Raw genomic sequence first — 21,432 nt, 5'->3', positions numbered from 1 at the left:
CCGGCTTCGGCGGCGATGCTCAGTGCCTCCGGAGTGAAGGGGCACGTGGCCACACACGCACCTGACGTGCGACTTCGCTGTCGCGGAGGAGCATGGCGACGTTGAGGACGGCTCGGCGGGAGAAGAGAGCCAGGCTGGAGCGGGGCTGTGGTCCACCATAGGAACTCAAGTTGAGTTCCTTAAACTCGCGTAGTTCAGGGCCGCGGAGCACGCGTAGCCCGCTGGACTCAAGCTCCTGCCGATGACGGCTGAGCAGGTTGTTGATCACAGTTTCGGCGACTTCGAAGTACACCGCCACCATCGCCGTAGTCACATGCATCCCGTCCGGCAGCAGCGACAGAGCCTTCACTTTGTCGAGGACGTCGGTGCGCTCCAGCACGCTGTCGCGCAGGCTCTTCGATTCCAGCAGTGCTGATTCGTTGATCATGGTTCTGCCCTTCTGTCGGGTTCAGGGCAGAGCACGCGCACCCCACCCCATCCGATCAACGCGTCGGGATGAAGGAAGGCACGAGCGAGCGAGTGGGGAAGGTACGTGCGGCTGTGGTGGGCAAGACGAAGCCCCGACGTCCTTCCGGGAGGAGGGGCGCCGGGGCTCCGCTGAACGGGAGCGGGGTCAGCCGTCGGTACCGCCGAAGAAGTTGGTACCGCCGTTGTTGTTCCCGCCGTTGTTGTTGTTGCCGCCGACCGTGGTGAGGGTGATCGTCGTGTTGCCCGGGTCGTCGACGCCGGTGTTGGGCTGCGGGTCCTCGTTGGTGACGATCGCGTCGTCGCTGGAGTTGCCGTTGAACTGGATCTTGGTGAAGCCGGCCGCCTGCAGGGTCTGCTTGGCCTGGCTCACGGTCTGACCCCGTACCTCCGGCACGGCCGTCTGCTGCTTGGCCTGGCCGATCTGGATGTTCACCGCGGTGTTCTTCTTGACCTGATCGCCGGGCTGCGGGTCGGTCGAGACGACCTTGTTGACCAGGTTGGGGTCGGTGGTGTCCACCTGGGTGCAGTTGCCGGTCAGGCCGGCGGCCGTCATCAGGGCCTTGGCCTCGTCGCAGCTTTTGCCGCTGGCGTCGGGGACGGTCGACTTCTCCTCGGCCTTGGCGACCGTGAGGGTGATCGTGGTGCCCTTCTCCCGCTCCGAGTCGCCCACGGGGTCCTGGCCGATGACGACTCCCGCGGTCTGTTCGGAGACCTGGGTCTTCTTCTCGACCTTGAAGCCCTTGGCGGTGAGCTGTTCCTCCGCCTTGTCGAAGGTCAGACCCTGGACGTCGGGCACCGCGATCTTCGGCGAACCCGTGGACACCACCAGCGTGATCGTGTCGCCCTTGTTGACGTCCGAGGTGGCCGCCGGGTCCTGGGAGCAGACGCTGCCCTTGGGGGCGTTGTCGCAGGCCTTCTTGGTCGGTGTCCCCAGCTTCAGGCCCGAATTCACGGCCATCTTCTGCGCGTCCGCGTAGGTGTGGCCGACGAAGTTCGGGGCGGCGAAGGGCTTGTCCGCGCCGTTCCCGCTGACCACCCATTTCCCGATCAGGATGGAGCCGACCAGCACCAGGATGCCGGCGACCACGAGCAGAATTGTGGAGGTGTTGTTCTTCTTCTGCTGGCGGCGTCGGTCCGGGCGTTCGTCGTAGCCGTAGCCGCCGTCGTCCGGGTTCATCGGCGGGAGCATGGTGGTCGCGCCGGCGTCGGAGCGCAGCGCGGTGGTCGCCTGGTCGTCCGGGTAGCCGTAGCCCACCGAGCCCATCGCCGCGGTGGCGGCGACCGGCTGGCCGTCGAGGCACGCCTCGATGTCGGCGCGCATCTCGTCGGCCGACTGGTAGCGGTAGTTCGGGTCCTTGACCAGGGCCTTCAGGACAATGGCGTCCATCTCGGGCGTGATCTCGGGGTCGAACACCGACGGGGGCTGCGGTTCCTCGCGGACGTGCTGGTAGGCGACGGCCACCGGGCTGTCGCCGACGAACGGGGGTCGTACCGTCAGCAGCTCGTAGAGCAGGCAGCCCGTCGAGTAGAGGTCCGAGCGGGCGTCGACCTGCTCGCCCTTCGCCTGCTCCGGGGAGAGGTACTGGGCCGTGCCGATGACCGCGGCCGTCTGGGTCATGGTCATGCCGGAGTCGCCCATGGCGCGGGCGATGCCGAAGTCCATGACCTTGACCTGGCCGTTGCGCGTGAGCATGACGTTCGCCGGCTTGATGTCACGGTGGACGATGCCGCTGCGGTGCGCGTACTCCAGGCCCTGGAGGATGCCGATGGTCATTTCCATCGCGCGCTCGGGCAGCAGCTTGCGGCCGGAGTGCAGCAGCTCGCGGAGCGTCGAACCGTCTACGTACTCCATGACGATGTACGGGATCGAGACCCCGTCGATGTAGTCCTCGCCCGTGTCGTAGACCGCGACGATCGCGGGATGGTTGAGCGAGGCGGCCGACTGGGCCTCCCGGCGGAACCGGGCCTGGAAGGACGGGTCGCGCGCGAGGTCCGCTCGCAGCGTCTTCACCGCCACCGTGCGGCCGAGCCGGGTGTCATGCGCGAGGTAGACCTCCGCCATGCCACCACGGCCGAGCACGTGGCCCAGCTCGTACCGGCCGCCTAGGCGACGCGGCTCTTCCATAGTTCCCTACCAGCCCTCTCCGTCGGTCCCGACCGGCACGGGTGTGCGGTCGGAGGCTGCCGTCCGGGCCTACCGTACCCGGCTGTGTTTGTGTGACCTGGCCAAGCCCGTAACCCGATACAGGACCGGTATGTCAACGTGCACCGATGTGAAGGGGACGTGAGCGGGGTCACTTCTTGGAGTTGATGACCGCCTCCATCACGCTCTTCGCGATCGGGGCCGCGAGGCCGCCGCCGGAGATGTCGTCACGGTTGGCCTGGTCGTCCTCGATCACCACGGCGACCGCGACCGGCTTGCTGCCGTCGGGGAGCTTGGCGTACGAGATGAACCAGGCGTACGGGTTCTCGCTGTTCTCCACGCCGTGCTGGGCGGTACCGGTCTTGCCGCCCACGGTGACGCCGTTGATCTGCGCGTTCTTGCCGGTGCCGTCCTTGACGACCGTCTCCATCATGGACTGGAGGACCTGGGCGTTGGAGGAGGACAGCGGCTCGCTCAGTTCCTGCGGGTCGGTCTGGGAGATGGTGTCGACGCCCGACGTCTGCAGCTTGTCGATCATGTACGGCTTCATCAGCTTGCCGTCGTTGGCGACCGCGGAGGCGACCATGGCCATCTGCAGCGGGGTGGCGGCGGTGTTGAACTGGCCGATCGAGGACAGCGCGGTCTGCGACTGGTTCATGTTGTCGGAGAAGACCGAGGCGCTGGAGCGGACCGGGGTGAACTGTTCCTCGTCGAAGCCGAACTTCTTGGCCTCGGCGAGCATCTTGTCGTTGCCGAGGTCGGCGCCGATCTTGCCGAAGACGGTGTTGCAGGAGTACCGCAGCGCGATCCGCATGGTCGCGTTCTTGCAGGGGATGCTGCCCTCGTTCTTCAGCTCGGTGGTGGTGCCCGGCATGACGTACGGCAGCGGGGACTTCGTGGCCTCGTCGGCGGAGGTGTACAGCCCGTTCTGGAGCGCGGCCGCGGCGGTGACCACCTTGAAGGTGGAGCCCGGCGGGTAGGTCTCGCGCAGCGCCCGGTTCAGCATCGGGTCGTTGGGGTTGTACTTCTTCTGCAGCTTCTTCCAGGCCTCGGCGTCGGTGTCCGAGGTGCCGGCGAAGGCCGAGGGGTCGTACGACGGGTAGGAGGCGAGGGCCAGGATCTTGCCCGTGGAGGGGTCGAGGGCGACGACCGCGCCCTTGCCGCCCTGCTTCTTCAGCCCGTTGTACGCGGCGTTCTGGGCGGCCGCGTTGAGGGTGGTGACGACGTTGCCGCCCTGCTTCTGCTTGCCCGTGATCATGTCGAGGGTGTTGCGGAAGAAGAGCCGGTCGTCGTTGCCGGTGAGGATGCCGTCCTCGAGGGACTCCAGCTGGTTGGCGCCGAAGGCCTGGGAGGCGTAGCCGGTGACCGGGGCCCACATGGGGCCGTTCTTGTAGGTGCGCTTGTACTTCAGGTCGTTCAGGCCCGAGGAACTGGACGCGGTGGACCCGGTGATCGGATTGCCGTCGACGATGATGTCGCCGCGCGCGGTGGAGTAGCGGGCGATGGTGACCCGGCGGTTGGCGGTGTCCTCGCGCAGGGTGTCGGCCTTGACGTACTGGAGCCAGTTGTCGCGCAGCAGCAGGGTGAGGACCAGGAGGCCGCAGAAGATCGCGATCCGGCGCAGGGGCTTGTTCATGAGGGACGGACCACCTGGGTCATCTCGGCGTCGGGGTTGGCGGCAGGGGCGGGGGCCGGGCGCCGGGCGGTGTCGCTGATGCGGATCAGGATGCCGATCAGGGCCCAGTTGGCGATCACGGAGGAGCCGCCGTACGCGAGGAACGGCATGGTCATACCGGTCAGCGGGATGAGGCCCATGACACCGCCGGAGACGACGAACACCTGGAGGGCGAAGGCGCCGGAGAGGCCGATGGCGAGCAGCTTGCCGAACGGGTCGCGGGCGGCGAGGGCGGTGCGTACGCCGCGTTCCACGATCAGGCCGTAGATCAGCAGGAGCGCCATGATGCCGGCCAGGCCCAGTTCCTCGCCGAAGGTGGCGAGGATGAAGTCGGAGTTGGCGGCGAACCGGATGAGTTCGGAGTGGCCCTGGCCGAGGCCGGTGCCGAGGGTGCCGCCGGAGCCGAACGCCCACAGGGCCTGCATCGCCTGCTCGGAGTGGCCGGCGACGCCCTGGCGGCTGAGGGTGAACTCCTTCATCGGGTCGAGCCAGGCCTGGACGCGCTGCTGGACGTGCGGTTCGAAGCTGGCCACGCCGACCGCGCCGGCCCCCGACATCAGCAGACCGAAGACGATCCAGCTGGTCCGCTCGGTGGCGACGTACAGCATGATGACGAACATTCCGAAGAACAGCAGCGAGGTGCCGAGGTCGGTCTCGAAGACCAGGATCAGGATCGAGATGAACCAGACGACCAGGATCGGGCCGAGGTCGCGGCCGCGGGGCAGGTACAGGCCCATGACGCGGCGGCTGGCGAGGGCGAGCGCGTCGCGCTTGACCATCAGGTAGCCGGCGAAGAACACCGCGAGGACGATCTTGGCGAACTCACCGGGCTGGATGGAGAAGCCGGCGACGGAGATCCAGATCTTGGCGCCGTAGATGTTCTGGCCGAGGCCCGGTACCAGCGGCAGCAGCAGCAGGAAGAGCGCGCCGACCATGGAGATGTAGGTGTAGCGCTGCAGGGCGCGGTGATCCTTGAGGAAGATCAGCACGACGATGAACAGTGCGATGCCCATCGCGGTGTACAGCAGCTGGCGCGGTGCCGCGGTGCCCGCCTGCTTGATCGACTGAAGCAGCTTGGACTGGTCGAGCCGCCAGATGACGACGAGCCCGAGCCCGTTCAGCAGGGTGGCCAGGGGCAGCAGCAGCGGGTCCGCGTACGGGGCGAACTTGCGTACGGCGAGGTGGGCGACGCCGGCCAGGAGGCCGAGGCCCAGGCCGTAGCTCAGCAGTCCGGCGGGGACCTTGTCGTTGATGGCCAGGCCCACGTTGGCGTAGGCGAACACCGGGATGGCGACGGCGAACACCAGCAGCGCGAGCTCGGTGTTGCGTCGGCTCGGGGTGCCGATGGAGCCGATGGTGGACGTGTGGTTCGTCGACGTGTTGGTAGTACTGCTCATCGTGTGACGGGGCCTCTCACGGCTTGCCTATTGCTTACCGCACAGCGAGACGACCTTCTGCTCATCCTCCGAGAGGGTGGGGCCGGGGCTGGGGGTCGCTGAGGGGGACGGGGACGATGACGCCGAGGGGGACGCCGAGTTCGTAGGGCTTGGCGAGGCCTTGGACGTGAGAGAGGTCTTGGTGGTTCCCGTGGTGCCTCCGGCCTCGCCCTGGCCGGTCTTGGAGTTGGTCTTGGACTCGGACGCGGTGCGCTCCGACTCCTTCTTGCAGGCGGAGGCCTGCACGGCCAGTTCCTGGACCTTCGACTGGGCGTCCGGGAGACCGCCCTCGGCGATGGTGGCCTTGACCTGCTTCTGCTGGTAGGGCGGCAGGTACTTGAGTTCGATCTCGGGGTGGTCCTTCTCCACCTTCGAGAGCGACACCCAGGCCAGGTCCTGGCTGATGCCCTGGTACAGCGCGACGTGCGTGCCGTTGGCGCCGACGTAGTACTGGGTCTGCGTCCAGCGGTAGCCGCCGTACAGGCCCCCGCCGATCACGGCGAGGGCGAGGATGCTGTAGAAGGATCTCTTCAGCCACCTGCGGCCCTTGCGGGGCTTGACGAAGTCGTCGTCGGTGTAGTCGCCGAAGCTGCCGGCCGGGACGTATCCGGTGGTGTCGCCGGAGCCGGGCGGGCCGAACTCGCCGCCCCCGCCCTGGCCGGGCACCTGGCGGCCGAGGTTCGCGGCACGGCCGGCCGGGGTCTGCATGAAGCCGTTGTCGTGCAGGTGGTGCTGGTTCTCGGCGACGGCGCCGACCACGACCGGGGTGTCGGAGAGCTGCCCGGCGAGGGTGTCTCCGGTGTCCAGGTCGAGGACGTCGGCGATGATGACCGTGATGTTGTCGGGGCCGCCGCCGCGCAGTGCGAGCTGGATCAGCTCCTGCACGGTCTCCTGGGGTCCCTGGTAGCTGGCGAGGGTCTCCTCCAGGGTCTGGTGGGAGACGACCCCGGAGAGCCCGTCGGAGCAGATGAGATAACGGTCACCCGCGCGCACCTCGCGGATGGACAGGTCGGGCTCGACGTGGTCGCCGCTGCCCAGCGCGCGCATCAGCAGCGAGCGCTGCGGGTGGGTGGTGGCCTCTTCCTCGGTGATCCGGCCCTCGTCGACGAGCCGCTGCACCCAGGTGTGGTCCTGGGTGATCTGCGTGAGCAGCCCGTCCCGCAGCAGATACGCGCGCGAGTCGCCGACGTGTACCAGGCCGAGCCGCTGGCCGGTCCACAGCAGGGCGGTGAGGGTGGTCCCCATGCCCTCCAGCTGCGGGTCCTCCTCGACCATGGCGCGCAGCTGGTCGTTGGCACGCTGCACGGCGTGGCCGAGGGAGGTGAGGATGTCGGAGCCGGGCACGTCGTCGTCGAGCGTGACCAGGGTGGAGATCACCTCGGAGGAGGCGACCTCACCGGCGGCCTGGCCGCCCATGCCGTCGGCGATGGCGAGCAGGCGGGGACCGGCGTAACCGGAGTCCTCGTTGCCCTCGCGGATCATGCCTTTGTGCGATCCGGCGGCGAAGCGCAGTGACAGACTCATGCGCACCTCGCCTGTCGGCTCCGGGTACATCCGCACGGTGCCCACCCTCCGGTCGGGAGCGCGCAACGGGCCGGCGTCAGGTCCGCCGCTGCGTGCTCGCTCCGCTCGCGCCTATCCATGATGTAGCACTACTTCCGCAGCTCGATGACGGTTTTGCCGATGCGGATCGGCGCGCCCAGCGGGATCGGTGTGGGAGTCGTCAGGCGGGACCGGTCCAGGTACGTGCCGTTCGTGGACCCGAGGTCCTCGACGATCCACTGGCCGTCGCGGTCCGGGTAGATCCTGGCATGGCGGCTGGAGGCGTAGTCGTCGTCCAGCACGATCGTGGAGTCGTGGGCACGGCCCAGGGTGATGGTCTGTCCCTGGAGCGCGACCGTCGTACCCGTGAGCGTGCCCTCGGAGACGACGAGCTTGCTGGGGGCGTTGCGGCGTCGGCCGCCGCCCGCGGCCGGCTGCTGGCCGCGCTGCTGCGGTGGCGCGGTCTGCTGCCGGGCGGCGGGCTGCTGCCGACGGCTTTCTTCCCTACGCGATCCGCGCTGGGTGACGCGCGTCCCGAACAGGTCGCTGCGGATGACCTGCACGGCCACGATCACGAACAGCCACAGTACGGCCAGGAAACCCAGCCGCATGACCGTGAGGGTCAGCTCTGACATTGCCCCCGCTTCACCCTTCGGCTTGCCGGTAAATGATGGTGCTGCTGCCCACGACGATCCGCGAGCCGTCGCGGAGCGTAGCGCGGGTGGTGTGCTGCCCGTCCACCACGATGCCGTTGGTGGACCCGAGATCCTGGATCGTCGAGGGCGTTCCGGTCCGGATCTCGCAGTGCCGGCGGGAGACGCCGGGGTCGTCGATCCGCACGTCGGCCTCGGTGCTGCGGCCCAGCACGAGCGTCGCGCGGGAGATCTGATGGCGGGTGCCGTTGATCTCGATCCAGTAGCGGGTACGGGCGCCGGGCGCCGGGGCGCCGACCGGCCCGGAGGGCCCTGCGGGCCGCTGGGCGGCGGGCTGGGCCGGCTGCGGGTAGCCGTAGCCGCCGGGGCGCTGCGGGGCGCCGGGGGGCGGTGCGCTCGGCATGGGCGGGGCCGCGGCGGACTGCGGGTAGCCGTAGCCGCCCGATCGCTGCGGGGCGCCGCCGGCCGCGGGCGCGCGCTCCGGGGCGGCCTGCTGGTTGCTGGAGGAGGCGAGGGTGCGGCTGCGCACCCGGTACAGGCCGGTGTCCAGGTCCTCGGCCTTCTCCAGGTTGACCTTGATCGGCCCCATGAAGGTGTAACGCTGCTGCTTGGCGTAGTCGCGGACCATCCCGGCGAGTTCGTCGCCGAGCTGTCCGGAGTAGGGGCTGAGCCGCTCGAAGTCGGGAGCGCTCAGCTCGACGATGAAGTCATTGGGTACGACGGTCCGGTCGCGGTTCCAGATGGTCGCGTTGTTGTCGCACTCGCGCTGCAGCGCACCGGCGATCTCCACGGGCTGGACCTCGGACTTGAACACCTTCGCGAAGGTGCCGTTGACCAGACCTTCGAGACGCTGCTCGAACTTCTTCAGGACTCCCACAGGGCACCTCCTCTGTCGCGTTGCCCGTACGGCTTGCCTTACCGCTACTACTCACTGATCGTATCTACGCGCCCGGCAATCAGCCGGTTCCCCCAGCGGCCCCCCTTCGAACTCCTCGGCACGCTTCTTCCTGTCAAGGATCGGCGCTTCTTCTGCCAAGGATCGTAGAGGTGGCCCATCACCAGTGTCCCGCACCTGACTGTGCACCTGATCCGTCTCCTGGGCAGATGGCCTGGACCGGTACGAGGTTGATACGTGAACGCCGACTGCTCGGTACGTGAGCGTCAGGTGAGCGCTGCCCGGAGACAAGGGATGTGAACCCACCCCCTCCCACGTGCTAGTGTTCTGCGTGTCGGAAGGCGCCGGGCCGAAGGAAACAGAGGCCGGGACCGGAGGACACACCCAATGCGCGGGTGGCGGAATAGGCAGACGCGCTGGATTCAGGTTCCAGTGCCCGCAAGGGCGTGGGGGTTCAACTCCCCCCTCGCGCACAGAGGAGCACCGACGAAAGTGCTCTAGTTGCACCGACGGAACGGGCGGCATCGTGATCACGATGCCGCCCGTTCCTCTTTGTGTGTGCTGTGAGACTCGTCTCTGGCATGCCGGAGCGGACCGTCGAGGGCCTGGTTGGCCATCAGCGGTCCGCGTTGCGTTTTGGATCTTCGGTGATGTGGTCGCTGGAGTTCCCTGTGAGGAAGGTCTCAGGGCTGGGTGAGGTAGCCCTCGGACGTCCAGGTGCCGATCGGCTTGGTCTTGCGGCGTCGGGTCGGACGGCGCCGCGGCCGGTCTCCGTTCAGGGCGATGGCGTCGGCCCAGGTGGCGAGCTTGCGGAGGTTGGCGTGGGCGAGCTGGAAGGCGGCAGGATGGCCGGGGATCCACGGCGCTCGCCTGGGTCCCCACTGTCAGAGGCTGAGCCCGCCCAGGCGATCCAGCGCCCGGCTGAAGAGATCTGTGAGGTCGGGCTCGCCGTCGTGCTCCGCCCAGAACATGAGCGTTTCGGTGATCACCGCGATGAGAACGGCCGCTGTCAGCCTGACCTCGTACGCGTTGGCATCCTTGTCGGCGCGATTGGCGAGCAGCGCCGCTGTGTGGGCCACCCGTCCTTCCTGCTGCTGCCACATGCGTGCCCGCAGGGGTTGCACCCGCGAGGCCAGCTTCAGGCGTGCCAGCATGGTTTCCCGGTCCTGGCTGATTCGCTGCTCAAGTAGGTCGAAGAGCGTTGCACGCACCACGTCAGGAATCGGCTCCGACGGATCCCGTCCGGTGATCGCCTCCTCCACGAACGGGTCGTAGTCGTCTGTGAAGATCACGTCTTCCTTCGTCGGGAAGTAGCGGAAGAACGTGCTCGGTGAGATGTCGACCGCGTCGCAGATCTGCTCGACAGTGGTGCTGTCGTACCCCTGCTCCAGGAAGAGGCGGAGGGCCTCCTGCTGCAAGAGGCGGCGGGTCTTGGCCTTCTTCCTCTCCCGCAGACCGGGCCGGGCTGTCATGGGCATTCACCTTCCTGAAGCGTGGCTCTTGTCCGCGCTCATGGGTGCGGCACAGTCGCGGCACAGCCACGGCGCCGACGCAAGCAGGTTACGGAGACAGACAGGGCCTCTCAAGCGAGAGGCCCATCTCAAGAGACATTCATACGAAAATGAGAGACATTGGCATTTCCTCATCGCCCGTCCGGGACGATCGCCCTGGCTTCCGCCGGCTCATCCGCCTCCTCTGGCGTGGCCTTCGGCGATTGCCGCGGCAGGAACAACCCCGAAAGCAGTGCACCGGCCAGGCACACCATGGCGCAGATCCACATGGTGACCGTCATACCGGAGACGAAGGCGTGCTGCGCGAACGAGCGCAACTCCGCTTTGTAGGGCGCCGGGAGCGCGCCTTGAGGGGGCAGTGTGCGTTGCCTGCTGTGTCCCGCCATCGGACCCCCAGCGGCGTGCGGCAGGCGGGGGGCGGAGTCCGTCCTCGTGTGACCTGTCCGAACAAGTGCGGGGCCTGCGCCTTTACCTCCCGCTGGAGATCTCGTTGCGTACTGGTCATCTGTTCTTGGTCAACATCCCCCAAAGGGAACTTATGTTCGCGGTCAAGTAATGGGCAAGAACAGTAACGGAGGACGTTGTGTCCCTGGATGTTCGTAGGGCTCGGCGGTTCGCCGCTCCCGCAGCCGCCGCAGTCGCCGCTGCGGTCGTGACGATGGTGGTCAACCCGACGCTGGGCGCGTCGGCCTCGGCTCCGCACGCCTCGGCCAAGACCCCGACCGCCAAGAACGTCATCTTCATCAACGGCGACGGCATGGGCGCTGCCACGCGCCAGGCCGCCCGCCTGCACCTGGCCGGCCTGGGCGGTCAGCTCGCGATGGACAAGCTCCCCACCTCGGGCCAGCTGACCACCGAGCCGGACGACCCCAAGGCCGTCGTCACCGACTCGGCCGCCGCGGCGACCGCGTGGGCCACGGGCGAGAAGACCTACAACGGCGCGATCAGTGTCGACGTGGACGGCAACCCGCTGGCCACCCTCGGCCAGCAGGCCAAGGCGGCCGGCAAGGCCACCGGCCTGGTCACCACCGCGCAGGTCACCGACGCGTCGCCGGCGGCGTTCTTCGCGAACACCGCCAACCGTTCGGCGCAGGACGAGATCGCCCGCCAGTACATCGAGGTCAGCAAGCCCGACGTCATCCTGGGCGGTGGCGAGGACTGGTGGCTGCCCGCGGGCAGCGCCGGCGCGTTCAAGGACCAGCCCGCCGAGGATCCGTCCGAGGCGAGCAAGGGCACCAAGGGCAACCTCATCGCCAAGGCCAAGAAGGCCGGTTACTCCTACGTCTCCGACGCGGACCAGCTCAGCCGGGCCAAGGGCGGCAAGCTCCTCGGTCTCTTCGCCAACGAGGAGATGTTCCAGCAGCGCGCTGAGGGCCAGGGCGACGTGTACAGCCCGGTGGTCGGTCTCTCCACCATGACCAGCAAGGCCCTGGGCACGCTGGACAAGAACAAGAAGGGCTTCTTCCTCATGGTCGAGGAAGAGGGTGTCGACGAGTTCGCCCACTCGAACAACGGCACCCGCGTCCTGCAGTCCATGCAGGAGCTCGAGAAGGCGGTGGCCGTGGCCCGTGCCTACGTCGCCACCCACCCCGACACCCTGTTGGTCGTCACCGGCGACCACGAGACCGGTGGCCTGGCCGTCGAGGACTCGGACGCCGCTGACGAGTCCGGCACCGGCATCTCCGCCGAGGACGGTCCCTTCAGCATCCGCGGCAGCGAGAAGAGCTTCTACATCGACTGGACCACGTCCGGCCACACCGGTGTGGACGTCCCCGTGACCGCGGCCGGCCCGCTGTCCGACCGCTTCACCGGCAAGCACGCCAACACCTACGTGTACGACGTGCTGCGCCAGGCCCTGACGCGCCGCTGAACGACGCGCTAACCGACTTGGGGGCAGAAGGGCGTCGTCCGCCCTGTGGGAAATGTTCCTGATGTGCACGGGAAGCGCTTGCTGACCGAGCACTTCAGGCCCTGATCAGCGCATTTCGTCGGTTCCCCACAGAACAGAACAGGGGCAAAGGGCCCATCGTGATCACGATGGGCCCTTTTGCTGTGTCGTTGTGGTTCACGGGGGCGGGCGGGCGGGTGGTCGGTCAGACCGCGTTGGCGGTGTGATTCCTGTTGGTGTGAGGTGTCTCTCACCGGACGGATCGCCGGGTGGATCACTGGGCGGACGCGGACGGGTGTGGTGTTCGGGTGGCCGCGGCGGCTGTGGCGGTCGCGGCCAGGACCGCGAGGGCCGCGCACCCGGCGGTGGTGGCGGCCAGCGCCGGCCAGGGGAGGGTGAGGGCGTCCGGGGCGTGCAGGACGTGCAGGGCGGCCCCGACGGCCGCCAGGTTCAGGACCGTGACCAGCAGGCCCAGCAGGGCGCCGACCACGGCCACCGTCAGCGCCTCGGCGCCGACCAGCCGCAGCACCTGGCGGCGGGTGGCGCCGGCCAGCCGTAGCGCGGCCAGTTCGCGGACCCGGTCGGAGGTGGCCATCACCATGGTGTTGACCAGGGAGATTCCGGTGTAGAGGAGCGCGATGCCGAGGACCAGGAGGAAGCCGAGGCGGGTGGTGCGGTCGGTCCGCGGGTAGGTCGACGCGATCCACTGGTCCGCGGTGCGGACCCGCCCGCCGTCCGCCCGGACCGCCCGGCGCAGGCCGGCGGCCACCGCGGCCGCGTCCGCGCCGTCCGCCAGGGCCACGTCCACCCGGTCGACGGCCGCGCCGGCTGCGTTGGCCGGGGTGACGTACACGCCGTTGTCGCCGGTGCCCCTGGTCATCACGGCGGCGATGCGCAGGGTCTTCCGGGTGCCGTCGCCCAGCCACACCCGCACCCGCTGCCCGACGGTGTGCCGCTCCCACTCCTCGTTGACGATGATCGAGCCGTCGTCCAGACCGGTGGTCCGGCCGGCGGAGAGCGGGAGGCGGGCGGTGGCGGCCAGGGCGTCGGGATCGGCGGCCCTGGCCTCGGACCTGACCAGCGCGACCCCGTCCTCCAGGACGTACACCGCGCTCGCCGAGGTCACGGACACCTCGGTGCCGGGCACCGCGCGCAGCGACTTGAGCGTCGCGCCGTCGAACCCGCCCGCCGAGGGCGTGACGACGAAGGCCGCCGTGGTCCGGGCCCGGTTCTCGGCGGCCCTGGCCGCGTCGAGCGTGGCGGTGGCGCCGAGCAGCGAGCCCGCGAGGGCGACCGTCACCAGCACGGGCGCCGCGACGGAGGCCGTACGGCGCACCGCGGCGGCCGCGTTCTCGCGCACCAGCAGGCCGACGGCGCCCGGGAGCCGCGCCGGGGCCCAGGCGAGCAGCCGGGTCAGCGGGCGGACCAGGGCGGGTGCCAGCAGGGCGACCGCCGTGATCAGCAGCATCGGACGGCTCACATAGCTCTTGCGGTGCAGCAGACCGCCCGGGTCGCCGAGGAACGGCAGCACCGCCGCAGCCAGCAACAGCACCCCGCCGCACAGCCAACGCCCCCAGGTCATCGGCCTGTTGTCCACAGCCGCTTCGCGCAGCGCCTCCGCCGGCCCGGTCCGGCCCGCCCGCCAGGACGCGGCGACCACTCCGCAGAGCGCGACCAGCACTCCGGTCGAGAAGGCCGCGCAGTACGGCCAGACGGCGTCCCCCGTCGCGAACCAGTCCGGGGCGAGTCCGCCGTCGACCGTCCAGCGGACCAGGCGGGGTGCGCCGTACCGGCCGAGCGCACAGCCCGCCGCCGAGGCGGCCACGCCGACCACCAGCGCCTCGGCGGCCACCGTCCGGCGCAACTGCCCGGGCGTCGCGCCGGCGGCACGCAGCAGACCGAACTCGCGACGGCGCTGGGCGACCGCGAAGGCGAACGTCGACGCCACCACGAACACCGACACGAAGGCGGTGACCCCGCCGGCCGTGCCGAACAGGGCGTTCAGCGCGGTCAGCGCCTCCCGGTCACGGTCGGGATCCGGATCGGCGTAGCGGCGGTCGGCGCCTGTGAGGACCCGGACGCCCGTGATGTTCTTCACCGCGTTCCGTACGGCCGTGGCGTCGGCGTCCGTGGCCAACTGCACACTGCGGGGCTGGAGGTGGGCGGCCCGGGCGTCGGTGTAGAAGACGGCGTGTTCGATGCCGCGGTCGGCGACCGTGCCGACGACCCTGACGCTGCCGCGCTGCGTGCGCAGGCGCTGGCCGGGTTTCGCCCAGGTCCCGCTGACCACCACCTCGTCGGCGGCGCGAGGGGCACGCCCCGAGGCGATCTCGTACGGTGCGAACGCGGCGACCGACCAGGGGTGGCCGACCAGATCGCCGGGTCCGCCCCGCGCCCGTACGGCGAAGGACCGGTCCGGGGTGACCCGGCCGAGCCTCTCCAACTCGGCGACGGCCGCGGGGGGTATGGCACGCGGCTCGGCCAGCTTCTGGCTGCGGTCGCCGATCGGGGTGGGCACGCGCAGGGTGTCGGCGCCCTTGACGACGACCGGGGCGGCGGCGAACCGCTCCGGGGCGCGGGTCGGCGCGTCCAGCGAGGCGGCCAGGGTGAGGCCCATCACGGTGAGCAGCCCGACGCCGAGCGCGAGGGCGACGAACCCGCCGACGAAGGTGACCCAGCGGGCGCGCAGGGTGCCCAGGGCGACACTCAGCACGGGAGCGCCTCCGGCCGGGAGGCGGGGCGGGAGCCGGGGGCGGTCCCGCCTCGGGTCTGGGGTGTGGGTTCGGTGTCGGTCGGGGGTCGGGTCTGGGGTGTGGGTTCGGTGTCGGGCCTGGCGGGTGTCTCCAGTTCGGTCATCCGTGTCGCGATGGCGTCGGCGCTCGCGCTCGTCAGTTCGCCGTTGACCCGGCCGTCGACCAGGAAGACCACACGGTCGGCGTAGGAGGCGGCGACGGGGTCGTGGGTGACCATGACGGTGGTCTGGCCCCGGTCGTCGACCATGGCCCGCAGCAGCGTCAGCACCTCCCGGCCGGTCCGTGAGTCCAGGGCGCCGGTCGGCTCGTCGCCGAACAGCACCTCGGGGCGGGTGACCAGGGCACGGGCCAGCGCCACCCGCTGCTGCTGGCCGCCGGACAGCTCGGCCGGCCGGTGCCGGGCGCGTGGGCCGAGACCGACCTGCCCGAGCACCTCGCGGATCCGGGACTTCGGCACGTGCCGGCCGGCCAGCCGCAGCGGCAGCGCCACGTTCTGCTCGGCGGTCAGTGAGGGCAGCAGATTGAACGACTGGAACACGAACCCGACCCGCTCCCGGCGCAGCAGGGTCAGCTTCGTTTCGCTCAGCCCGGTCAGTTCGGTCCCGGCCAGCAGGACCGACCCGGAGGTGGGCCGGTCCAGGCCCGCCGCGCACTGCAACAGCGTCGACTTGCCGGAGCCGGACGGGCCCATGACGGCGGTGAAGGTGCCCCTCGGGAACCCCAGGGAGACCTGGTCGAGCGCGGTGACGGCGCTGTCGCCGGAGCCGTAACGCCTGCTGACGGAGCGCAAGGTGATCGCGTCGCCTGTGCCGCCTGTGTTGCCGGTGTTAGCGGTGTTGTGGGTGTCGCTGGTGTCGCTGGTCATGGGTCCCCACTGCTCCAAGGGTCGTCTGGGGGTGGCCGGGTGGTGATCGGGGGTGGTGGGTCCACGAAACCCTTCGGGGGCGGGGCGGCGCAGTGCGGCGGGACGGAGAGTCGGGGTAGGGCCAGGCATACCTCCACCTCGGTGGCTGGACGGATGGCCGGGGCCGCGGCCCGCCGCCTACGGTGACCGGCATGCAGCCCCCTCCCCGCAGCGTCTGGCAGGCCATGGCCGGGCCCGGCTTCCTGGTTTCCGGCTGGCCCTGGCGTGCCGCCGGTTACCTGCTGACCGGCGCGGTCACCGGTGCCGTACTCCTCGTGGGGCTGGTCACCGCGGTCACGGCCGGCATCGCGCTCGCCGTCGTACTCGTCGGACTGCCACTACTGCTCCTCACGGCGCTCGCGGGCCTTCCGGTGGCCCGGCTCGAACGGCACCGGCTGCGGCTGGTCGACCGGCATCCGGCGTACGACCCGCATGTACGGCCGTCCGCGACCGGCCTGCGGGCCTGGCTGACCACCCGGCTGCGGGAGCGGGCGACCTGGCGCGAGCTCGGCCACGCGCTGCTGTTCGCGGGCCTGTTGTGGCCCCTGGACGCGCTCGCCGTGACCCTCGCCCTGCTCTGCCCGCTGTCGCTGGTCGCCGCCCCGCTGCTGCTCGCCACGGCCGGCGAAGGGCGCGGGACGAAGGTGCTGAAGGCGTGGACGGTCAGCACCTGGCCGGCCGCCTCCGGGGTGGCGGTCCTGGGGTTGTCGCTGCTGGCTCTCGGCGGTTATGCGCTGGGCGTCACGGCCGGCGCCCGGGCCGAGCTGACCCGGCTGCTGATCGCGCCGCGCGAGGCGGAGCTGGGGTCGCGCATGGTCGAACTGGCGCGGTCCCGGGCGCGGTTGGTGGACGCCTTCGAGGCGGAGCGGCGGCGTATCGAACGCGATCTGCACGACGGCGCCCAGCAACGCCTGGTCGCCCTCTCGATGACCCTCGGCCTGGCCCTGCTGGACGCCCCGCCGGGCCCGTATGCCGAGCAACTCGCCAAGGCCCAGCGGGAGGCGGGTGAGGCGCTCGCCGAACTGCGGGAGATCGTGCACGGCATCCATCCCCAGGTGCTCGCCGACCACGGCCTGGCGGCGGCGGTGGCCGACGCGGCCGACCGCACGGCCGTTCCCGTGGACGTCGACTTCCGGCTGCCCGTGCGGTTGCCGCAACCGGTGGAGGCGGCCGCGTACTTCGTGGTGCGCGAGGCGCTCGCCAACGTCGACCGGCACAGCGGCGCGGGCCGCGCCACTGTGCACGGCGGGCATCGGGACGGGCGGCTGTTCCTGGAGGTGCGCGACGACGGCCGGGGCGGCGCGGACGCCTCGGCGGGCAGCGGGCTCACCGGACTCGCGGACCGGGTGTCGGTGCTGGATGGCACACTCTCGGTGTCCAGTCCGCCGGGCGGACCGACCCTGCTGCGTGTGGAGTTGCCGTGCGAACCGACCGACCGCTGCGCGTAGTCCTGGCCGAGGACAGCGTGCTGCTGCGGGAGGGGCTCGTCGGGCTGCTGAGCCGCTGCGGACACGAGGTGGTCGCGGCCGTGGGGGACGCGGAGGCGCTGGTCGCCGCGGTGGCGGAGCATGCGCCGGACGTCGTGGTGACGGACGTGCGGATGCCGCCGGGCTTCCAGGACGAGGGCCTGCACGCGGCGGTGCGACTGCGTGCCGCCCGGCCGACGCTGCCGATCCTGGTGCTCAGTCAGTACGTGCAGCGCAGTTACGCGGCCGACCTTCTCGACTCCGGTGACGGGACGGGCGTCGGTTATCTGCTCAAGGACCGGGTGGGTCAGGTGGCGGACTTCGTCGAGGCGTTGTGCACGGTGGCCGACGGGGGGATGGTGGTCGACCCCGAGGTGGTACGGCAACTGCTGCGCCGGCGCCGGGATCCGCTGGAGCGGCTGTCCCCGCGCGAGCGGGAGGTGCTGGCGCTGGTCGCGGAGGGGAAGTCGAACGGCGCGATCGCCCGGGAGCTGGTCGTCTCGGAGGCGGCGGTGGGCAAGCACATCGGCGGGATCCTGACGAAGCTGGACCTGCCGCCGGCGGAGGAGACACATCGGCGGGTCCTGGCGGTGCTGGCGTTCTTGCGGGCTTGAGGGGGTGGCGACCGGCCCCGACCACCCGCAGAAGCCCGACGACGGCCGCCCCCCGGTTCCTGTCCCCCCTCGAAGTTATCCACAGGGTCTGACGCGTTTCCGGCCCCCACCTGTACCGTTTCCACGAGTTGATGTTCGTGTGGGTGCGTGTGTGGAGTACGGGGGAGGCGGTCGACGTGACCGGAGTGGAAGACCTGACGGCAGCCGGGGCGCGCAAGTTGCCCTCGCCGAAGGGCTTTGCGCAGTGGCCGGTGCAGGGCTCGCCCAAGGAGGAGGGCAAGTCGCTGCGTTCGGCCGTGCCGCGCCGCAGCCATGACGCCCTGGACCTGGACGGCTCCCGGCCCGACGCGGTGAGCGCGGTCGAGGAGTCCAACCGCGACCGTATTCCGGAGCTGATCCCGATAAGGGTCGGCAGGATGGCGGCGAGCCCGTTCGCGTTCCTGCGCGGCTCGGCCGGCCTGATGGCGCACGACCTGGCCCGCACCCCGATGACCAGGATCGCCACCCAGATCTGCGGCGATGCCCACGCGGCCAACTTCGGCCTGTACGGCGACCCGCGCGGCGACCTCGTCATCGATCTGAACGACTTCGACGAGACGGTGCTCGGCCCCTGGGAGTGGGACCTCAAGCGGCTCGCCGCCTCCCTGGTGCTGGCCGGCCGGGAGGCGGGCGCCGACGAGGACATGTGCCGCAAGGCGGCGGGTGACGCGGCCGGCGCCTACCGCCGCACCATGCGCCTGCTGGCGAAGCTCCCGGTGCTGGACGCGTGGAACGCGATCGCGGACGAGGAGCTGGTCTCCCACTCCGACGCCCACGACATGCTCGGCACCCTGCGCCGGGTTTCGGAGAAGGCCCGCGCCAACACCAGCGGCCGGTTCGCGGCCCGTTCCACCGAGCCCACCGAGGACGGCGGGCGCCGCTTCGTCGACGCCCTGCCGGTGCTGCGCCGGGTCGCGGACGAGGAGGCGGAAGCGGTCGTGGCGGCCCTGGAGCACTACGTCACCACGCTCTCCGAGGACCGCCACCCGCTGCTCTCCCGGCATGCCCCGCACGACGTCGCCTTCCGGATAGTCGGCACCGGCAGCGTCGGCACCCGGTCGTATGTCGTGCTGCTCCTGGACCATCGCGGTGAGCCGCTGATCCTCCAGGTCAAGGAGGCCCGCCCGTCCGCGCTCGTCCCGCACCTGGCGACGGCCGGCTTCGAGGCGCCCGCCATCGATCACGAGGGGCGCCGGGTGGTCCTCGGGCAGAAGCGGATGCAGGTGGTCAGCGACATCCTGCTCGGCTGGACCACGGTGGCGGGCCGTCCCTTCCAGGTCCGACAGTTCCGCAACCGCAAGGGCAGCGTCGACCCGGCCGCGTTGTCGCCCGACCAGATCGACGACTACGGCCGGATGACCGGCGCCCTGCTGGCCCGCGCCCACTCCCACAGCGCCGACCCACGCCTGATCGCCGGCTACTGCGGCAAGAACGAGGAGCTGGACGAGGCGATCGCCGCGTTCGCGGTGACCTACGCCGACCGCACGGAGGCGGACCACGAGGAACTGGTGACCGCGATCCGGACGGGCCGGATCCCGGCGGAACTCGGGGTGTGACCGCCGGTGACAGGTCCTGAGGTGCAGAGGTGAAGTACGTCGTCATCGAGGACGGCGAGAGCGAGGATCCGGTCTTCGCCGACGGCGAGAACGCCGGGCCGGTGTCCGTCGATGACGGCGGCGCTGGGCCGGTGTTCGTCGACGGCGAGGGCGTGGAGCCGGTCCGTATCGACGCGGGCCCCTATCTGGCGCGACTCCCGGAGTTCGCCGGTGAGCTGCCGCCCGGTGCCCGCGCCTTCGCCACCGACCCGGACCACTACGACTTCGGCGGCCACCGCTGTGTGAAGGACCTGCGCCCGCTGGAGATGCGGCGCACGGCCCCCGACGACATCGAGATCCGCTTCGGTCACAACTGCTTCAGGCACGACGAGGACCTGGTCGTCCGCTACTCGGGGGTCTCCCGCTTCCAGACGGACGTCCTGGGCGCCTGCGACCTGACCTCGCTCGGCGAGGTGATCCTCGACGAGATCCTCCCGTACTCCGGCGGGTGCACCCACGAGCTGGCCTGCCGCCCCGGAATCCTCGTCGTGGCCTGCAGAGATCTGGTCGCCGAGTGGGTGGCGGCCACCCACGAGGACGACAGGCCCTAGTCTGGTCGGGTGACGACCCCGGAAGCTGAGCAGTCTGAGGCACCGCGGCCCGAGGAACGCCTGGAACGGGCCGTGCGGGCCGCCGAGCAGGCGTTGATCGAGTACGAGATCGCGGTCGAGACCTTCCGTGTCGAGGTCGAGAACTTCTCGCGCCTGCACGAGCAGAAGCTCGGCCCTCTCTATCTCCGCCTCGAAGAACTGGACGCGCGGATCGCCGAGGCCAAGGCCGCCCGGACCGGTGATCCCGAGGACATCCGCGCCGCCGAGGAGGCCCGGGCCCGGGTCCTGCCCATTCCCGGCGTCGAGGAACTGCTGCACGGCTGGATGGACGGCAACGGCCTGTTCCCGGAGGCCGCCGCGATGCTCACCGACCAGGAGGTACGGCCCCCGCAGCGGGTGCGGCCCAGCGAGGAGGCCCGCCGGCTCTACCGCGAGCTGGCCCGCAAGGCCCATCCCGACCTGGTGCAGGACAAGGCCGAGCAGGAGCGGCGCGAGGAGTTCCTCAGCCGGGTCAACGCGGCCTACGCCCGTGGCGACGAGGCCCTGCTGCGGGAGCTGGTCGAGGAGTGGGCGGCCGGCCCGGTCCCGCCCGAGCGCAAGCCGAGTCGCGCCGAGGAGCTGTACGCCCGCCTCGAATGGCTGGCCGAGCGCAAGGAACTGCTCGCCCTGGTCGCCAAGGAACTGGAGGACGGCCCCATCGCCGGCCTGCTCCGGCTGGCCCCCGACGACCCGGACAGCCTCCTCGACGAGATCGCCGAGAAGCTCCACAAGGACGTGGCCGAGCGGGAGACGGAACTGGCCGCGCTGCTCGCCCAGGAGTAGCGGTCGGGTAGCGTCGGAGCCATGAACTTCGCAGCGCGTGTGCCCACGGTGGAGGTCGCGGACCTCAAGGACGGCGACTTCCTGCTGGACGTCCGCGAGGACGACGAGTGGCAGGCGGGCCACGCCGCGGGCGCCCTGCACATCCCGATCAGCGAGTTCGTGGCCCGCTACGGCGAGTTCACCGAGGCCGCTCCCCAGGACGGCCGCGTCCACGTCATCTGCCGCTCCGGCGGCCGCTCGGCCCAGGTCACGATGTACCTGGGCCAGCAGGGCATCGACGCGGTGAACGTGGACGGCGGCATGCAGGTGTGGCAGGCGGCGGGCCGCGAGGTCGTCACGGACGCGGGAGAACCGGGCTTCGTCATCTGAGCCGACTCACCGTCCCCCGCACGGAAGCGCCCCGTAAGGGGCGCGGGGCTGTGTCGACGCGCGGCTTCGCCGCGTGGGCGCGACCAGCCCCCACCGTCCCGCGGATCC

At 70.4% G+C, this 21,432-nt stretch carries 18 protein-coding genes and 1 tRNA gene; 8 read left to right on the top strand and 11 right to left on the bottom strand.

Annotated elements, in window-relative coordinates:
• Nucleotides 1–19: 19 nt before the first annotated feature.
• From ACZ5K7_RS16750 to ACZ5K7_RS16720, 7 genes are all read right to left on the bottom strand, one after another.
• Nucleotides 20–427, bottom strand: coding sequence for a hypothetical protein (locus ACZ5K7_RS16750; protein WP_468914188.1), 408 nt, complete (start codon nt 425–427; stop codon nt 20–22).
• Nucleotides 428–613: 186 nt separating this feature from the next.
• Nucleotides 614–2,593, bottom strand: a complete 1,980-nt coding sequence (gene pknB / locus ACZ5K7_RS16745) for a Stk1 family PASTA domain-containing Ser/Thr kinase (protein ID WP_468914186.1) — start codon at nt 2,591–2,593, stop codon at nt 614–616.
• A gap of 169 nt (nt 2,594–2,762) precedes the next feature.
• Nucleotides 2,763–4,247, bottom strand: a complete 1,485-nt coding sequence (locus ACZ5K7_RS16740) for a peptidoglycan D,D-transpeptidase FtsI family protein (protein WP_351695952.1) — start codon at nt 4,245–4,247, stop codon at nt 2,763–2,765.
• Nucleotides 4,244–5,683 carry an FtsW/RodA/SpoVE family cell cycle protein gene (locus ACZ5K7_RS16735; protein ID WP_351695954.1) on the bottom strand — a complete coding sequence of 480 codons (1,440 nt, stop codon included), beginning with the start codon at nt 5,681–5,683 and terminating at the stop codon, nt 4,244–4,246. The genes ACZ5K7_RS16740 and ACZ5K7_RS16735 overlap by 4 nt, the downstream gene beginning before the upstream one ends.
• Before the next feature lie 27 nt (nt 5,684–5,710).
• Nucleotides 5,711–7,276 carry a Stp1/IreP family PP2C-type Ser/Thr phosphatase gene (locus tag ACZ5K7_RS16730; RefSeq protein WP_351696272.1) on the bottom strand — a complete coding sequence of 522 codons (1,566 nt, stop codon included), beginning with the start codon at nt 7,274–7,276 and terminating at the stop codon, nt 5,711–5,713.
• Nucleotides 7,277–7,374: 98 nt separating this feature from the next.
• Entirely contained in the window at nt 7,375–7,899 is a 525-nt protein-coding gene (locus ACZ5K7_RS16725; protein WP_351695956.1) for an FHA domain-containing protein FhaB/FipA, read from the bottom strand.
• Between the two features lie 10 nt (nt 7,900–7,909).
• Entirely contained in the window at nt 7,910–8,794 is an 885-nt protein-coding gene (locus ACZ5K7_RS16720) for a DUF3662 and FHA domain-containing protein (RefSeq protein WP_351695958.1), read from the bottom strand.
• Between the two features lie 407 nt (nt 8,795–9,201).
• Here ACZ5K7_RS16720 and ACZ5K7_RS16715 point away from each other — a divergent pair.
• Nucleotides 9,202–9,285 (top strand) — tRNA-Leu (locus ACZ5K7_RS16715).
• A 411-nt stretch (nt 9,286–9,696) separates the two neighbouring features.
• Here ACZ5K7_RS16715 and ACZ5K7_RS16710 read toward each other — a convergent pair.
• Entirely contained in the window at nt 9,697–10,284 is a 588-nt protein-coding gene (locus ACZ5K7_RS16710) for a TetR family transcriptional regulator (protein ID WP_351695962.1), read from the bottom strand.
• Nucleotides 10,285–10,454: 170 nt separating this feature from the next.
• Nucleotides 10,455–10,640 carry a hypothetical protein gene (locus tag ACZ5K7_RS16705; RefSeq protein WP_468914179.1) on the bottom strand — a complete coding sequence of 62 codons (186 nt, stop codon included), beginning with the start codon at nt 10,638–10,640 and terminating at the stop codon, nt 10,455–10,457.
• A gap of 341 nt (nt 10,641–10,981) precedes the next feature.
• On the opposite strand from ACZ5K7_RS16705, the gene ACZ5K7_RS16700 reads away from it, so the two are divergent.
• Nucleotides 10,982–12,193, top strand: coding sequence for an alkaline phosphatase (locus ACZ5K7_RS16700; RefSeq protein WP_351696273.1), 1,212 nt, complete (start codon nt 10,982–10,984; stop codon nt 12,191–12,193).
• Nucleotides 12,194–12,485: 292 nt separating this feature from the next.
• Here the strand turns inward: ACZ5K7_RS16700 and ACZ5K7_RS16695 are convergent, their stop codons facing one another.
• Entirely contained in the window at nt 12,486–14,924 is a 2,439-nt protein-coding gene (locus ACZ5K7_RS16695) for an ABC transporter permease (RefSeq protein ID WP_468914176.1), read from the bottom strand.
• The gene (locus ACZ5K7_RS16690) at nt 14,918–15,829 is read right to left on the bottom strand and encodes an ABC transporter ATP-binding protein (protein ID WP_468914174.1); all 912 of its coding nucleotides are present in this window, start codon (nt 15,827–15,829) and stop codon (nt 14,918–14,920) included. The genes ACZ5K7_RS16695 and ACZ5K7_RS16690 overlap by 7 nt, the downstream gene beginning before the upstream one ends.
• Before the next feature lie 224 nt (nt 15,830–16,053).
• Between ACZ5K7_RS16690 and ACZ5K7_RS16685 the strand changes: the two genes are divergently transcribed.
• The 6 genes from ACZ5K7_RS16685 to ACZ5K7_RS16660 all read left to right on the top strand — a co-directional run bounded on the left by ACZ5K7_RS16685 (nt 16,054) and on the right by ACZ5K7_RS16660 (nt 21,324).
• On the top strand, nt 16,054–17,316 hold the full coding sequence (locus ACZ5K7_RS16685; protein ID WP_468914500.1) for a sensor histidine kinase: 1,263 nt from the start codon (nt 16,054–16,056) through the stop codon (nt 17,314–17,316).
• Entirely contained in the window at nt 17,289–17,948 is a 660-nt protein-coding gene (locus tag ACZ5K7_RS16680) for a response regulator (protein WP_468914171.1), read from the top strand. Before ACZ5K7_RS16685 ends, ACZ5K7_RS16680 begins: the two co-directional genes overlap by 28 nt.
• Before the next feature lie 131 nt (nt 17,949–18,079).
• On the top strand, nt 18,080–19,543 hold the full coding sequence (locus tag ACZ5K7_RS16675; RefSeq protein ID WP_468914169.1) for a DUF2252 domain-containing protein: 1,464 nt from the start codon (nt 18,080–18,082) through the stop codon (nt 19,541–19,543).
• 29 nt (nt 19,544–19,572) lie between these two features.
• Entirely contained in the window at nt 19,573–20,133 is a 561-nt protein-coding gene (locus ACZ5K7_RS16670; RefSeq protein WP_468914165.1) for a hypothetical protein, read from the top strand.
• Between the two features lie 9 nt (nt 20,134–20,142).
• A complete protein-coding gene (locus ACZ5K7_RS16665; protein WP_468914162.1) occupies nt 20,143–20,955 on the top strand; it encodes a hypothetical protein in 813 nt (270 codons plus the stop codon).
• 39 nt (nt 20,956–20,994) lie between these two features.
• Entirely contained in the window at nt 20,995–21,324 is a 330-nt protein-coding gene (locus tag ACZ5K7_RS16660) for a rhodanese-like domain-containing protein (RefSeq protein ID WP_351696279.1), read from the top strand.
• The last annotated feature ends 108 nt before the right edge of the window (nt 21,325–21,432 follow it).

This window comes from Streptomyces sp. NPDC031497 (assembly GCF_055580905.1).
The sequence above is the reverse complement of the archived record's forward strand: the minus strand, read 5'-3'. Positions and strand labels throughout refer to the sequence as shown.

Excerpts from the sequence above, each read along its gene's own strand:
- ACZ5K7_RS16685 (WP_468914500.1), top strand. The coding sequence starts at position 16,054 with ATGGCCGGGCCCGGCTTCCTGGTTTCCGGCTGGCCCTGGCGTGCCGCC.
- ACZ5K7_RS16675 (WP_468914169.1), top strand. The coding sequence starts at position 18,080 with ATGTTCGTGTGGGTGCGTGTGTGGAGTACGGGGGAGGCGGTCGACGTG.
- ACZ5K7_RS16700 (WP_351696273.1), top strand. The coding sequence starts at position 10,982 with ATGGTGGTCAACCCGACGCTGGGCGCGTCGGCCTCGGCTCCGCACGCC.
- ACZ5K7_RS16735 (WP_351695954.1), bottom strand. The coding sequence starts at position 5,683 with ATGAGCAGTACTACCAACACGTCGACGAACCACACGTCCACCATCGGC.
- ACZ5K7_RS16740 (WP_351695952.1), bottom strand. The coding sequence starts at position 4,247 with ATGAACAAGCCCCTGCGCCGGATCGCGATCTTCTGCGGCCTCCTGGTC.
- ACZ5K7_RS16725 (WP_351695956.1), bottom strand. The coding sequence starts at position 7,899 with ATGTCAGAGCTGACCCTCACGGTCATGCGGCTGGGTTTCCTGGCCGTA.
- ACZ5K7_RS16730 (WP_351696272.1), bottom strand. The coding sequence starts at position 7,276 with ATGTACCCGGAGCCGACAGGCGAGGTGCGCATGAGTCTGTCACTGCGC.
- pknB (WP_468914186.1), bottom strand. The coding sequence starts at position 2,593 with ATGGAAGAGCCGCGTCGCCTAGGCGGCCGGTACGAGCTGGGCCACGTG.
- ACZ5K7_RS16750 (WP_468914188.1), bottom strand. The coding sequence starts at position 427 with ATGATCAACGAATCAGCACTGCTGGAATCGAAGAGCCTGCGCGACAGC.
- ACZ5K7_RS16690 (WP_468914174.1), bottom strand. The coding sequence starts at position 15,829 with ATGACCAGCGACACCAGCGACACCCACAACACCGCTAACACCGGCAAC.
- ACZ5K7_RS16710 (WP_351695962.1), bottom strand. The coding sequence starts at position 10,284 with ATGACAGCCCGGCCCGGTCTGCGGGAGAGGAAGAAGGCCAAGACCCGC.